Below are 15,268 nucleotides of genomic sequence, written 5' to 3'. Positions count from 1 at the left end.
AAAGCGAAAAAAGTATAGGTATTGGAGAAAATCATGAGATCTATTTACGCTACTTTCGTATCTGGTAACATGATCACAGCTCGTCAGTAACCCGAATCACAGATTTTACGGCACATTAACCTATTTTCCACGTTAAAAACACATACTTGTATGCAAACGTTTGCATTACTGTTAACTATTACCCTCTGACTTCTTTCCTCCTGCAATTACTTATCTGAATAAATATGTTTTTCATCACTTAAATCCATACGTTATGATTAATGCTTATAAACCCCGCATCAGACTGCTACTTCTGTGCGTTACACTTTTTTTCGCCTGGCTGACTACCGCAAATGCACAGGTCAGGACAATAGCCGGAACTGTGTTCCGGGACAGCGACAGGCAGCCTGTTCCCGGAGCCACTGTAAGAGTAAAAGGATCCAACATCGGGACGTCTACAAACGATAAAGGCCGTTATACCCTGGCCAATGTACCCGCTAACGCAATACTGATTATTACCGTTCTCGGTTTTCAGACACAGGAAATTCCCATAAATGACCGGCAGAAAATAGACATCACGCTCACAGAAAACAGTAAAGGTTTGAACGAAGTACTGATAGTAGGTTATGGTACACAGAAAAAGGCAGACCTGACCGGAGCGATTGCTACAGTAAACGGGGCAGAACTGAATAAAAGGATAGCCACGGATCCCGTACAACTGTTACAGGGAAAACTACCCGGATTATCCCTTACACAAGGCTCTGGTGAAGCCGGTAACGAAGGTTCCGTACTGCGGGTAAGAGGGCTGGGCACCTATAGCTCTGCAGGCAGCAGCCCTCTGGTTATTGTAGACGGTTTGCCGGGAAGCCTCACCGTGCTGGACCCACAAAATATTGAATCTGTTACGCTGCTGAAAGATGCCGCATCTGCCGCTATTTATGGTACAAGGGCCGCCAATGGCGTAATACTGGTAACTACCAAACAGGGGAAAAACGGACGGTTCCAGCTGTCGTACGATTACAGCATGGGCATCACAAAGCCTTCTGCCCTGCCTGATAACCTGATCTATAACTCTGCACAGTATATGCAGTTGTTTAATAAGGCAGCTGTCAACTCCGGCTATCCTAACCGGTTTACCCCGGAAATGATCGCGGCCTATACCAACCCTACCGATCACGCCCGGTATCCCAATTTCAACTGGATGGATGCTGTTATGAGAACCGTACAGGTACAAACGCATCATATCGGAATGACAGGAGGCAATAACGGAACTCTTTACAATATCGGTCTTGGCTATGTAGACCAGCCGGATATTATGATCGGCTTTTCCTATAAAAAATACAACCTGCAGTTTAACCTGAATTCCAAAATTAATGACTGGGCCACTTTCGGTTCCAGCGTTACACTCAATTACGGTAAAAGAATATATGCCTCCAGGGGCAGCCAGGATATGTTCCTGTCCACGTTCTCTCAATCTCCTATGTATGGGCCTAAATTGCCTGATGGTAGCGGACGTTATGTAAACTCCGTGTATCCCAGTGTGCAAACGCCTAATAAGAACCCTGTGGCTATTGCAGAGAATGCGCTTGTTACTAGTAACGACTACTATTTGCAAAGCAGCTTTTTCCTGAATATACGCCTTTTGAAAGGGCTGGAATGGAGAACAAGCGGAGGGCTTAACTTCAACTTCAACAAGGTTGAAGACTTTAAACCTGTGATCAACCAGTATAACTGGTTCGCAAAACCCAATGATGCGCCCGAGCGTACGCTGGACGTGAACGGACAAGGATTGGTAGTGACAGACACTAATATGGTTTACCCGGTTGGGTATACCCAGCTCACCTATACGAAATCATTTAACCAGCACAATCTAAAACTGTTGGCCGGTACCCAGGTGGAGTATAACAAAACACAACGACTCGTAGGTAACCGTAATACGCCTTTTCCCAGCAATAACCTGCATGAGTTGAACGCCGGTCCTGCAGGCTCTCAGATAGCCACTGGCACCTCGTCAGTATGGGCCTTACGCTCTTATTACGGTAGATTTAACTATGATTACAATGAAAAATACCTGCTTGAAGTCAATGCCCGTTATGATGCTTCTTCCCGTTTTCCGCAAAATAACCGGGGGGCGCTTTTCCCGTCTGTTTCGGCTGGCTGGATGCTTACACGCGAGCAGTTCCTCAGCGGTATTTCCTGGCTGAACAATTTAAAGGTACGTGGTTCATGGGGTAAACTAGGCAATCAGAATATAGGCAACTATCCTTACCAGGATGTGTACACCAGCCAGAACTCATACAATACCAACACCGGCTATGCCTATTCATTTTCTGGTAATACGCTGAACTCAGGCGTTGCGCAGAACGGACTGGTAGACGGTAATATAAAATGGGAAACCACCCGCATTTTTGATGTTGGTGCAGATGTTTCCCTGTTCAGTAAACTGGATATTTCAGTTGACTGGTATAATAAACTGACGTATGATATCCTGTATACGCCTTTAATTCCGGCATACCTGGGCTTAAATGCACCCACCCTCAACCAGGGTAAAATGAAGAATACAGGAGTGGAAGCTTCTTTTCAGTATACGGATAACATAGGCAGCGTAAGATTTTCTGCTGGCGGTACTTTTCAAACCAATAAAAACACCGTCATTAAGTTTGGAGCTCCATCTATCAACACCACCAATAATACGATCATTAAGGAAGGGCTGCCCTACGGAAGCTTTTATCTGTATGAGTACGCAGGTATCTTCCAGTCTGCCGATGAAATTACCAGATCTCCTGTACAGCAATACAATCCTCAACCGGGATATCTGAAGTTCAAAGACGTATCGGGCAACGATACTGTTAATGCCAATGACCGGGTTATTGTACCGGGTGTTTTTCCTAAGTTCGATTATTCCTTTAATGCAAGCGCCTCCTGGAAGAATTTTGATATCTCTGTTTTCTTCTATGGCTCCTACGGACAGAAACTCTTTGTAAATGGATGGGGCGTTCAACCATTCAACCAGGGATCCCCTCCTACTGCAGACTGGGTGAATGCCTGGACTCCGGAACATCCCAGTACTACCATGCCACTGATATACATTACCGGCCAGGGTAATGCCAGCAGCAATATAAGCACCGCATCCACCTATTATTTGAAAGGGGCCTCTTTTTTAAGGCTCAAAAATCTGCAGATAGGATACACACTTCCTGCATCCCTGGTGAAACGGGTGTCATTGAGCAGCTTACGTGTCTTTTTTGCAGGAGATAACCTGCTCACCTTCACAGGGTTTAAAGGACTTGATCCGGAAAGGGTATCTAATAATACAAGGTTTGCGGTGCACCCGCAGAATCAGGTGTTTGCTTTTGGTGTTAAAGCGGCTTTTTAAACATTTTAATCTTTAAAAAATGAAGTACAACATAAAACATTTAATCATCCTGCTGCCGGTAATGATCATGCTGTATAGCTGTGGAAAGGATTTTCTGAACCGGAACCCGCTGGACCAGCAATCTTCCGGCACTTTCTGGAAAACGAAAGCAGATGCAGACCAGGCGTTGACCGCTATTTACAGCTTCCTGATACAGGGATATAATTATACAAACGCTAACAATACCGGTCAGGGTTGGGGCGCGGGTACACCGTATTGGGAAACGCTGACGGACAATGCCTATAGCGGTGCCTTTTCCAATGTTGCTACAGGAGCTATAGAAGCTACTACAGGTACTATCCAGTCAGATGCATACAACACATCATACAAGGCTATAGAAGCCTGTAATATATTCCTGGCCAATATTGCCAATGTATCAATGGACGATACGGAAAGGAACACCGACATAGCAGAAGTCAGATTTATACGTGGATATTATTATTTTCTGCTGACCCAGCTTTATGGAGATGTTGTGCTGTCCTTTCAGCCATTAGGAAAAGAACCTGCTTCTTATCAACTTGGGAGAGCACCTAAAGCAGTGGTATTAGACTCTGTATTGAGCGACTTCCGTTATGCAGCTGCAAATCTTCCCAATACCGCCTACAAGGGACATGTGGTAAGAGGTACTGCCCTGGGATATATAACTAAGGTATTCCTCGTTGTCCGCAACTTTCAGGAAGCGGCGACTACAGCCAAAACGATCATGACAGAAGGCCGGTTCAGCATATATACAGGCGGTTATCGCAAATTATTCCTGAAACCCGGACAGGATAACAATCCGGAGATCCTGTTCTCCGGGCGTTACCAGGTGCCAAATGCATACAGTCCTGCCGATTATCTGTATACTTACAGCTCCAGCCTTCAGCCGCTGAGTTACCTGGTAAATGACTATGAATGCACAGATGGGCAGCCTATTACTACTTCTCCGTTATACGACCCCACTAAACCGTATACTAACAGGGACCCACGATTACTGGCTACCATATTGGTGCCTGGCGTATTATACAAGGGAGGTATCGTTTTTGATCCTGCTGCTATTGGGGCTTCATCTGGCTTTCTGAATAAGAAAGGCGTTGATTCTACCCGCGCAACCGTAATTGGTACGCAAAGCGACCAGGATTGGGTATATCTGCGTTATGCTGATGTACTGCTCATGTACGCAGAAGCACAGAATGAAATTGCGGGGCCAGATGCAGGCGTATATGATGCGGTGAATGCTATACGCACCCGTCCCGGCGTGAATATGCCCGTTCTACCGGCAGGGCTTTCCCGTGATGCCATGCGTACTGCTATCCGTCATGAAAGAAGGATCGAGCTGGCAATGGAAGGGCAACGATATTTTGATCTGAAACGCTGGGAAACTGACAGGATAATTATCCCTGCTATAAAAGATCCCAGCGGCGCTTCGAGAACCTTTCCATTGCGCGATACCTTGTGGCCGGTGCCTCAGTCGGAAATGGATATAGCCGCCGCTTATAGCAACAGTATATTCAGGCAAACGCCTGGCTGGCAATAAACTCTATTTTAACAGAGCCCCCTTTGTGGGGCTCTTATTTATTTTCATCCCCGGATAAATAATCACTCAAGTAACAATATCAAATCCCCTCCTTAAAAACTATAATTATACCCCACCGTTGCCGTCACATTACTCGTCGTGCCCCTGGGGGTCCATCGCGTTTGGTGTACAGCATTCATACTCAGATTATGTTTTTTCATTAACATGTATGCACCATTCATACGGAAATTCAGCACCTGCCCCTGTTGCTGCCCATTGTTTGCGCTGGTATTGTACGAGCTGGTAAAGCCAGCTGTCACCTTTTTATTAAATAACCGCGCATTCACGCCAAAAGTAGGACCCAGCGTAAGAAAGTCGTCCCTCCCAATGGTATTATAGCTCAGGTTAAACGCGCTGGTAAAGCTCATTTGCCGCGGTATCAGTAACAAGGTATACGCGGTGCTGGTGTTATAGAACCGCGACCCATTGCCTTTCCAAAGTACATTATTCTGGATGTCTGCCGCATCCTGCACGCTTAGGTTCAGGTTGATGTTGTGGGTTTTGGTCTTATTAGCCTTTAACATATAGGTAAGCGTTAGCCCGGCATTCTGCGATATCTGTTTAAAGTTCAGTGTATCCATATTCTCATAGGGATTCGTCTGGTTAATATACTCAAACTGCGGTTTTATATGTGTGTAGGTCTGGAAGTTGGAATACGTCAAGTTAGCATTCCACTTTTCATTAGGCATATAATTCGCGTTTACTGCGCTAACCATGCGGAAAGTGGAGCCAGCTTTAATATGATTCAGGTCGTCGCGCTGGTAACCCACGTTACCGGATATGGTGGCCTTATTATTCAGCAGGGGTTGCGACAGGTTCAAGGTAATGTTTTCCAGATCATTGTTCATATAATAGGTGCCCAGCGTTTGATAGCCAGGGTCTATACGCTCATAGCCTACACCTATCACACTCTTATGGAATGCGTAGTTCATCCCCGCTTTAATGGCTTTAAGGTATTGCGTATTCCGGGCCTCATACATAAATACGTTTTCCAGCAGATTACCACCACCTGTTTTGATGGCGCTGGAATAATCCCGTTTATCCAGTTTCATGGCGCTGTTGGCGTATTCAAAGGTAAACTCCAGCCCTTTGGCGGGGCGCACCATACTGCTAATGCTCACGGCAAGATTCTCTTTAGGGTAGATGTGCAAAGTATCCGGCAGGTATTGCATAGGGTCTTTGAAATCTTTGGCCCGCACGAAGCTGAGGGACAGCGTATAGTCTTGCTCTATTAAGGCAAGTTTAGCACCATAACCCATACGCCGGTACGTAGGCAGTACGCTTCGGTTGGTGCTGTCGTAATTTACTGCGCGAAACAGCCGCCCGTACATCACACTAACGCTCCAGCCCTGCTGGGGTGCTATATCCAGCCCTACGCCCGTAAACTGGTGACCGTTTAAGGTGTAGGGAGAGAACGACATGGCTACATCCCCTATATGGGCAGTCACCCCTTTATAACTGGGATGCAGGCTCAGACGGTTAGGCATTGTAGGGTACGAGTAACCTGCACCGGCATTGGTCAGGTTAAACGAAAAGGGCAGGCTGATCCGGCCCAGTATATTGGTATTCACGCTGCCGTTAAGGAACCAGCTGAAAGGTTGCCGGCCGCCACCGCTGCCGCTGTTGAATACGGTGCTGGCATTTAGCCCGCCGTTCACTTTAAGGGGTTTGCCCTTGCCAAACATGTCCCGGATATTGAAATGTTCCAGGTCTATCTGCTGCGCAGATGATAGTAAAGGCAGCAGTAAGGTAGCAGTACACAGGTATAGGATACAGGATCTATTCATATTTCTGTACTTTAATATCCGCCATTATATAGGCTGTGCTGCCTTCCAGCACATACTCCTTTATCTTAATGGCGCCTTTACGGCCATCTGCCGTCTGGAATAATATAATACGGGGTAATACTGCCTGGTCAAATTGCAGGGCGCCGTTAGCCCCGGCAGGCAGTTGCAGGGCTTGTAAAGGGGCGTCGTTCAGCATATTGTCAAAATCGCTTACGCTGAATGATACGCCACAATTGCATTGTTCCTGCTTGTTGATAAACCGCGTCACCGTAGCACCGGGTATAGCGGGGAAGGTATAGCTGGTGGCAGAATCCGGCGATACAAATTTGTTATAGGTAAAGCTGCGGCTCAGTCCAAAAAATACGAGGTCTATCTCTTTCCCATCGATTGTCAGGTCATCAGTTTTACGATACACCTTGCGCAGCCGGGTAGAATAAAAGCAACCAATATCTGCATGGGCGGTGCTGATACCCAGTTTTACATCCGTGATCGTACGCAGGCGCGAATTAGCTTTTACTGTGATGGTTTTATCCACCGTTTGCGATCCCTTCCCATTGGTATTCGTGAGCGTAATGGTATAGGTGCCAGGGTTGGCAAAGTACACGGTATTGGCAGCCGCTGTATCGCTGGCCAGCACACCGCCGGCGCACTGCCACTGCTGCGTAAGATAGCTCACGCTTTTACCACCCAGTACCGCTGTTAGCGGGGCTTCAAAATCATCGTCGAAAGAGCCGGGATTTAGGGTAAAATCCGTGTGTAAAGGAGGCTTTACGGTGATGGTTTTGCTGGCAGTGAACTGTTGCCCGCCATTACTCACCTTCAGGGTAATAGTATGTGGCCCGGGTGTGGTAAAAGTAACCACCGGCGGTATGGCGGTGTTGGCGCTGGCAGGGTCGCCGTCCTGGAAGGTCCAGTTATAACTGCTGGCCCCTTCGGTATGGTCAGTGAGTTTTACCTGTACGGGCGAAAAATCATTCACCTGTATCTCCGCATCAAAGGCTACCTGTACTGCGCTGTCCAGCTGCAGGATGATGGTCTTACTATTCCGGGTATCCGCATTCCAGGCTTCCAGCGTGATCTTGTGCGGGCCGGCCTGCGCGAAGGAAATTGTCCCCGGGTTCTCGTAGTCTGAGGTGGCGGGTTCCCCGCCCTCGAAGGTCCATTTAAAACCGGAGGCGCCTGTGCTGCGATTGGTGATGTTTACAGATATAGGCACGGTATGCGAGCTGTCTGCCAGCACATAGGCGAAATCTATGGTCAGCGGCCGGTTGACTTCTTTGTAGCAAGCGGCCAGCAACAGTAACAAACAGCATAAGGTATAGAGAATAGGTTTGATCATAGATTGTAATAAATCAGCTTCGTTTAAAAATATGCAGCACGTCAAGTTGATCTGTAACAAATAAATTATTGTCAGTCACCGTTATGCCAGTCAGCCAATCTGCTTTTGTATCCACTTTATGCGACCATTCAATACGCCCTGTTTCAATATTCAGTATATGTACAGATTTGTTGTAAGTGGCTGCTATATACAGATAAGCGCCTTGTTTGGCAAGATGATAGTGATCTGACAACCTGAAGGAACGTCGGGTGAGTTCCTCTGTAAGGTCAAGGTCCTTTAGAATGTTCCCTGTTTTTGTGTCTATGATAAGAAGCCGCCCTTCCAAAGGGGGCTTCGTCAGGTAGTAGTATACATATATATTTCCATCAATAAAGGTCATATCCGGCATATAGTCCCGGTGTTGCCAAAGCATGGTTCCGGTGGCTGCGTCGAGACCTGTCAGGTAGTTAGCGTTATCTGTAAACGGAGACCTGAGTATTACCACCTCATTTTTTATTGAAAAATATTTGTCGCGTAGAGTGATTTTCCTTATCAGTTGCTCATCGTTTTCCACCTTCCATATTGGAACTTGGTCCTGCAGAGAAAAGCAACTCATATGCGGATACATGTGATACTGTTTGCCATTCCACACCCCATTGGGAATGCTTTTTATTTTATAGCTGCCTGTCGGTTGTAAATGTTCGTCAAATTCAAACAGTAGGTTTCTACCAGGAAGATAACACTGCATGTTATCTTCCTGGTAATTGTAGAGGAAGAACCTGCCCTTAATAGTACCGACAGCCGATTGCAGCTCGTCTAGCCGCTGGTAATAAACGGAGCTGCCGCTCTCTTTCTGAAACAGGAGGTGGTTATTAAATATGCAAGCATAATCAGGAGAAATACTGCTAAGTTTAATCAGTGAATCCTCGTTGTACATTACAATTCCTCCTTTTCCCGAACCGATGACAAGGTTATTCCTGTAGTATAATACAGACTTTATGTTTGTTAATATGTTATATAGCGTAAACATTATTTTTTTACTTGAAATATTTCGTCAAACCACTTATCGTTTTTACCCGAAATGAATGCACGTATTTGCCTTTTGTTAGTGATCGGTTGGGTATATCCTATTTCTTTTGCTATATCCTCGAACATTGCTCTTATTTTTGGAACATTGAGTTGTGTGAGGTTGTTATCCAACAAGAACTCTTCTTTGATCCGTCCATATACTGCATCCCGGTCTGTTTTATTTCCATCAAATATCCATTTTAACTGCGAGTAATGATCCACATCGTCCCTTAACATATCTTTTATAATCTGTTCAGCAAATTTACTGCTACGCAGGCTGGACGTTTTATAACTTTTGAACTCGTAATACGTAATAACTCCGTTATTGCGCAGGGAGAGGTCGCAAATACGTTTCTCGTCATCATCAAAAACCGTGGACGACTCAAACCGTATATCGGTAGCATTTATAAATTCATCACTGTGGTTTTGCATGTATTTTAATACCCAGTTTGCCCCCACCACACTGTATAACGGGGAGGGGTTCTGGAGGTTCGATTTTATCCCGGTAAAGTCGCCGATTCTAAAGTGCTTGTTGGCAAATCCATCCAGGTTTAGGAATACTTCGTTGTCTACTTCTACGGCCTGTGTTCCTTGTTTGCCGCAGGCAAAAGCAATTTTACTAAAGTTTTCGTCAGTCAGAGAGTATGGTGCGGCGCTGAGCGTGGAATTCTCCATGGCTTTTAGCAGTTTTGTCAAGTGCGGAGGACTTACACGTAGGCAGTGCCGTGGTGCATTCCGGAATATCCGCCAGGCCTTAATGATACCGGGAGTGAGTGACCGTATATTTTGCGTCAGGTAACTAGTGATGGGGGTGCAGTTATAACCAGGAGGAGTATTGACTAACAGGTCGCTAAGGAAAGTGTCTAACTCATCCTGAGTCAACGTCAGGAGCATTGTGCATACCGGGTTTAACTGTGGAGCGGGTAGTTGCGCACACAGATCGCTAAGCGCTTTTACCTTAAACTCATATCTGGATATGTCCCTGAGAGAACATATCAATGGTTCAACATTACATAGCGAGCACGGGTTCTGATTTTGTGTCTGGGTACCGGTTTGAGTACCTGTTTGTGTACCTGTCTGGGGACTGGTTTGTGTACCTGTTTGTGTTCCTGCTTGATTTTTTGCCAGCGCTTCTACCAGCTGTTGGGCTTCACCCTTGGCATATAATACATAACTTTCACTGCTCTGGACATCATCAACCAGCAGGACCAGCAGCGAGCCTTTTGCTGCGTTTTCATAGAACCTGATTTTGGCCAACTTTGTAACTTGCTGTGCAATTCCGGCAGTGGCGCCGGCCCGATTTATTACTGTATAAGTCGCATTGGCGACACCAGTTTCTGCAGCCACGTTTTGTAACGCTTGTGTTGCCAGCATTCTTACCATGGAGGTGGCGGGTTTAGTGTTGACTACGTCAAGCACCGCTGTACCTCCTGAATTGCCAATAGGTGGCCGATAACCTATCCCCTCAGCGCCCCAGGAACCCGATTTCACCTGGCACTCCGCCCAAAGTGAGCCAGTGGCAGGACTGGTTTCAGCAACATTAAATGGAATCCCGCGGTTTGAAAACGCTTCCAATGGCTTTACCAGTTCACTCTCTTTGGCAGCCAGTTCAAGCAAATTGGCAGCGCCAAATTCCGAATTTCCCAGCAAGGCTTGTAATCGCTTGAATATTTCCGGGTGAGACAGGCGCAGTTTCGCAAGAAAATCGGGATGGGTCTTGACAGCTTCCAGTAAAGATCTATTCAGCTCCTGCAAGGCGGCATAATTCCCCTTGCCTAGTGCAACCATTCCTCTGCCGGCAGAAAAGATGACTACCCCCATTTCAGCCGCTTTGAATAACGCACAACCCCGATCTCCCAGATTATCACGCAGAAATTTATTGAATCCGTCGTATTCTCCAGCTATGTAAGTAAGGTTGAATAACAATTCTACTCCGGCAAGTAGCTTGGCGCCCCAGGTAGCACCATTCATAATGGCGCCAACGCCAGTGTACGTCAAAAACCCCGACAACGCAAGGTTCTCAAAATCTTTGATCTGTTGATTCCGGCGCGCTTTTAAATACCATGGTAGGACCAATGCTGGTATAATATTGATCTTACCTGCATCAAGCTTTAAGCCGGTATGGTAGTCAATAGCCTCACTGGGTATAACCATGATCAGCGCAAATGGATCGATCTGCTCCGTACCCTGTGGGTCGTCATAAACGTCTGGGTAATTTTCCGTAATTTTTACCCTCCCTGTTGCGTCCCTGGTTTCAATAATGCCTACAGGAAACCGGGCCAGCGATATTCCCGTTTTCTTGTCATAGTTTGGCTGGTATACAAAGGATGAAAAGTAATTCGAGATGTTGCCTTGACTATTAGTAGAGGACATTCCTGTATTCTTATATGTAGTACTTTTCAAGTGCCCCTGTTCATCCCAGATATATATTCTGTTATTCTCATATATCGATTGAAAATCCCTGTCGTTCGCATTGGCTACAACAGCACCCGCCAGATATGCCGTTAGTATGGAATAGTTCGAGCTTCCCACAGGACCATTATCTATTTTGTAGACGATGTCTTTCAATAACTGATATTTTCCGTCTGTGCCTTTCAGGGCCGCAAGCAAGGCTGGTTGGTGAGGGGCAGGGGTGGTAATTATCAGCATGGTCATTAAAGCCTCTTCATTGATTGTTTCAGGCATTGAAAGACCGGGATTGACAGTTTTTAGTACAACACTTGCCAACTGCCATGTAGCGGCGTCAATAAGCTCCGAATATTCATTCAGCTTGTTGATAGCTTTAATGCGATCTTCATCGCTGAGAGTACTCATTTCAGTTAGCGTAAGTGCATTCAGCGTTTTTAAAATTTCACCGGGAGTACTGGCTTTTCTTATTTCTTCACTGGTCTTTTTATATTTTTCATTAAAATCATTCAAGCTTTTATAGAAACTTGTGAATACACTGGCTTCAAATCCACCTGCATTCTTCTTACCGACAAGATATGTGTTATATAAATCATACCCCATTTCATTGATCAATAGGGCCAACTTTTTTACGACCAGCTTGTCCTTGCAATAAGGATCGTAATCAGCAAAAAATTTCCTTCCCAGGCAATCCTTAGGCAATTGGGCAAACAACTCGTTCACTCGCTTTAATTCCTCATTAAATTGCCCTATAGCAGTAGCCGCCTGATTTACCGTCTGCAGAAGAAAATTCAGCCGTTTCTCATTAACGTCATCGGTTCCAGTATTATGATTAAATACATGATCTGAAGTGTTTACTTTGAATCCATTGTTGAGCAGGGAAGCAGCACCTGAATATATACAGCGGTGAGTGACGGTATATTTCCCATTTTCAACAGAAAAAAAGCTAATAACATATATTGCGGTAACGCCCTCCGGCAGTTTGACGCGAGTTTGGATATTAGGGATAATGTTTTTAATCAGTGATTTATCCTCGAGATACTTCTTAACATCGTATTTCCCTTTCTCTTTTATACTGCTCCAATCCGGATCGCTGATCTTCTCCGGGTTGTCAAAATTATAAATGGATGCCAGCACAACATATAATTGGCTTCCACCAGTAAGCAACTGAGCATCGTTCACAGCCTTCCTGACCAGCTTTTCCTGTTCAGAATCTTTTTGAAACCAGAAATATTCTCCATTATTCCGAAAGTCTGAAAGAAAGAAATCTTTGTTATCATACGTCACCAGGAAATCCTTTTCATGAGTGGTGGTATTATCACTGATCCTCTGATGCAGAGTGCTGTCGAGGCCCCGTACGTACTTTTCCGTTACAGAGTCTGCCGGCAGGTAAGCGGCAAAAACCGGTATGTACAATAACAGTGCACTCAGGGATATTATTATGCGGTGAAGAAAGCTCCTCATTCTTCTATTATTTAAATAAGTTGGCAATTTTTTCCTTTAAATATGTGGCTGCATATTTGATCATGTCCTCCTTGCTACTTCTGGCGGTATGCATTTCCATGATAGATCGGATCAGTATTTTACCTTCCAGCGCCAGGTCCTTTTTCAGTTCTGTACTCAGCGTGTTAGCATCTTTATAATAATCTGACAGAGAGAAGATCAAACGCAACGCAAGCAATGCCTGCTGTTTTTCATTATAGTCCTTTGCCAACTGTGCAAATGCACGGGCAGAAGGCGACAGCTCATCTTCTTTCAGGATCTCCTGGAGTCCACCCAGATCTTCAATGTCCTGAACTGTCACCGCCGAGTCGAGGCCTTGTTTATCATACACTTCCGCCTTCATAAGTTTCTGTTGTTGTGAATATGCATCTGCGGCGCCGTTTTCCGATTTCTGCGCGTCTTCTTTCACAGCTTTAATGGCGGCTAACATCACGTCTGTTACACCTTTCAATAACTCCGCCTTCTCCGCGGTAACCGCTTTCACTTCCTCCTTCGCATCGTCAAATTTCTTCTCGGCATCTTTCACCTTTTTCTCCGCCGCAGCTTTCTCTTCAGGCGTCTTCGCATCAGCCAGTTCCTTCTTCGCCTCATTATATTCCTCTTTTGCCTGTACCAGGTTATCTGCAGCCTTAGTAATACGTGTTTTCAGCTCTTCCGGCAACTCCTCTTCCGCCAACTGCTTTATTTGCTCTGCCATCTCTTTTACGGCCAGGTAATCTGCATCCAGCGTCAAGTGTGCCAGGTCATTGATTACACTGGCGAGGTCGGCAAACACCTGTATCACCGTGTCAATATTCGTTCCCTGCAGTTTTGTTGAATCAAACGTCGTCATCAGCATTCCCTTCATCAACTGCCGGTCTGTATTCACCTGTATGTTGTCAAACTTCACCTTCACACGGTTATACCCCAGGAAGGGGATTGTGATATAACCCGTACCACTGTACGAATCCCCACTGTTCTTTAAAGTCATGAACCGCACCGGGAAATCGCCCGCCATGATCTGATCATCCGGTTGCAGCGTTTTTAAGGCGGTGTCGTTGGCCAGCTTAATATCTGATAAGAGCCCACAGGAACCGCTATCCACGGCATCTCCAGGCATCTCAAAAGCATGTAATTCTCCGAGCGTTTTACTGCCAAGGCTACAGGAGCCGCCTACACGGTATTCATATTTATGACCAGGTATAGCATCGCGAATCACTGCCCTGGGGTCGTTGCTTTTTACGTTAAACCATGTTGCCTTGTCATTATCCTGCTCCCGGTATTCTACCAGGTATTCAAACATCTTTGGCTGGGGCGCCCAGGTAATGGTAGCTTCGCCATTGGCTATGGTGGCAGCTACCTGTTGAGGGGGCTGACAATCTTCCTGCAGGGAGAAGTAGAAGATCTCGCTAAAACCATGATTGGTGAATATTTCAAATTCATCGACACCTTGTTTGGCTATCGCGCGTATCCGCCAGCTATAGCGTTTACCGGGTAGCAGAGGTGGTTCGGCCGGGCCGTATAATAAAGTAGTGGCGTTCGTGGTGGTCTGGTACAATGGCGGCATGGTGCCAAAACCGGCTTCCGGTAAAATGGTCGTATCCCATAATTCCACCATTGTAAACTCGTATTCCGTCAGGAAAGCGGCATTGGGGCTGCCCAAATGCCGGGGTGTCCAGTTGAACACAATGTTTAACGGTTCGCGGAAGGCCACGGCTTCTCCTTTACGTGGCAGGTTCAGCAAAGGTGGATCGCTGGTGGCGATCCATGCTGGAGGGGAGCAGCTCTGCTTTTCATTGCTTACCAGTCGTCCGCTGCTGGCCTCCACCACATCCACGCAAAAGGTGTAAAAACCATCCGGTAGTTTGCCGCTCTGTTGTATCTGCGAACCAGGTATGCCGGATATTTCCATGTTGTTCAGGTCAAAATAGGGCGCCAGATCGTTCAGCGACAGCTGTACCGGCAACCCGGCGTCCAGCTGTAACAAAGGATAGGAACCATAGTCGCGGTTGCGCAAGGCCACCGTAGTACCCTTTATGTTCAGTCGCAACCGCACGTTCATCGTTGGCTGTTGCAAATCGGTATTCAGCAGGGTAACGATCATCCTGGCCTGTGAGCCGTTATACAGGTTGCTGAGCTGTGCGGATACCGGCTGCAGGGTCTGTACCTGCACTTTCACAGGATATTGCTGTGCGGCAAGCGGGTGGCATATTATGCATAATAATATGCCCACGACTATTTGTATACTGCGTTTCGCT

The 15,268-nt window shown here is 46.2% G+C and carries 7 protein-coding genes; 2 read left to right on the top strand and 5 right to left on the bottom strand.

Annotation, left to right across the window (positions count from 1 at the left end; genetic code table 11):
* Nucleotides 1-253 precede the first annotated feature (253 nt).
* A complete protein-coding gene (locus tag BM176_RS24425) occupies nt 254-3,355 on the top strand; it encodes a SusC/RagA family TonB-linked outer membrane protein (RefSeq protein WP_090106970.1) in 3,102 nt (1,033 codons plus the stop codon).
* Nucleotides 3,356-3,374: 19 nt separating this feature from the next.
* Nucleotides 3,375-4,910 (top strand): RagB/SusD family nutrient uptake outer membrane protein, encoded by a 1,536-nt coding sequence (locus BM176_RS24420; protein ID WP_090106969.1) that lies wholly within the window; start codon nt 3,375-3,377, stop codon nt 4,908-4,910.
* A 92-nt stretch (nt 4,911-5,002) separates the two neighbouring features.
* On the opposite strand, the gene BM176_RS24415 is transcribed toward BM176_RS24420, so the two are convergent.
* From BM176_RS24415 to BM176_RS24395, 5 genes are read right to left on the bottom strand one after another with little or no spacing between them, the layout of a single operon-like run.
* A complete protein-coding gene (locus BM176_RS24415; RefSeq protein WP_090106968.1) occupies nt 5,003-6,736 on the bottom strand; it encodes a hypothetical protein in 1,734 nt (577 codons plus the stop codon).
* Nucleotides 6,729-8,075, bottom strand: a complete 1,347-nt coding sequence (locus tag BM176_RS24410) for a PKD domain-containing protein (RefSeq protein ID WP_090106967.1) — start codon at nt 8,073-8,075, stop codon at nt 6,729-6,731. Before BM176_RS24410 ends, BM176_RS24415 begins: the two co-directional genes overlap by 8 nt.
* Nucleotides 8,076-8,088: 13 nt before the next feature.
* The gene (locus tag BM176_RS24405; protein WP_090106966.1) at nt 8,089-9,084 is read right to left on the bottom strand and encodes an outer membrane protein assembly factor BamB family protein; all 996 of its coding nucleotides are present in this window, start codon (nt 9,082-9,084) and stop codon (nt 8,089-8,091) included.
* Nucleotides 9,084-12,992, bottom strand: a complete 3,909-nt coding sequence (locus BM176_RS24400) for a hypothetical protein (protein WP_090106965.1) — start codon at nt 12,990-12,992, stop codon at nt 9,084-9,086. The genes BM176_RS24405 and BM176_RS24400 overlap by 1 nt, the downstream gene beginning before the upstream one ends.
* A gap of 7 nt (nt 12,993-12,999) precedes the next feature.
* Nucleotides 13,000-15,243 (bottom strand): fibronectin type III domain-containing protein, encoded by a 2,244-nt coding sequence (locus BM176_RS24395; RefSeq protein WP_090106964.1) that lies wholly within the window; start codon nt 15,241-15,243, stop codon nt 13,000-13,002.
* Nucleotides 15,244-15,268: the final 25 nt, after the last annotated feature.

Source organism: Chitinophaga sp. CF118, from assembly GCF_900112615.1.
Taxonomy (GTDB): domain Bacteria; phylum Bacteroidota; class Bacteroidia; order Chitinophagales; family Chitinophagaceae; genus Chitinophaga.
The sequence above is the reverse complement of the archived record's forward strand: the minus strand, read 5'-3'. Positions and strand labels throughout refer to the sequence as shown.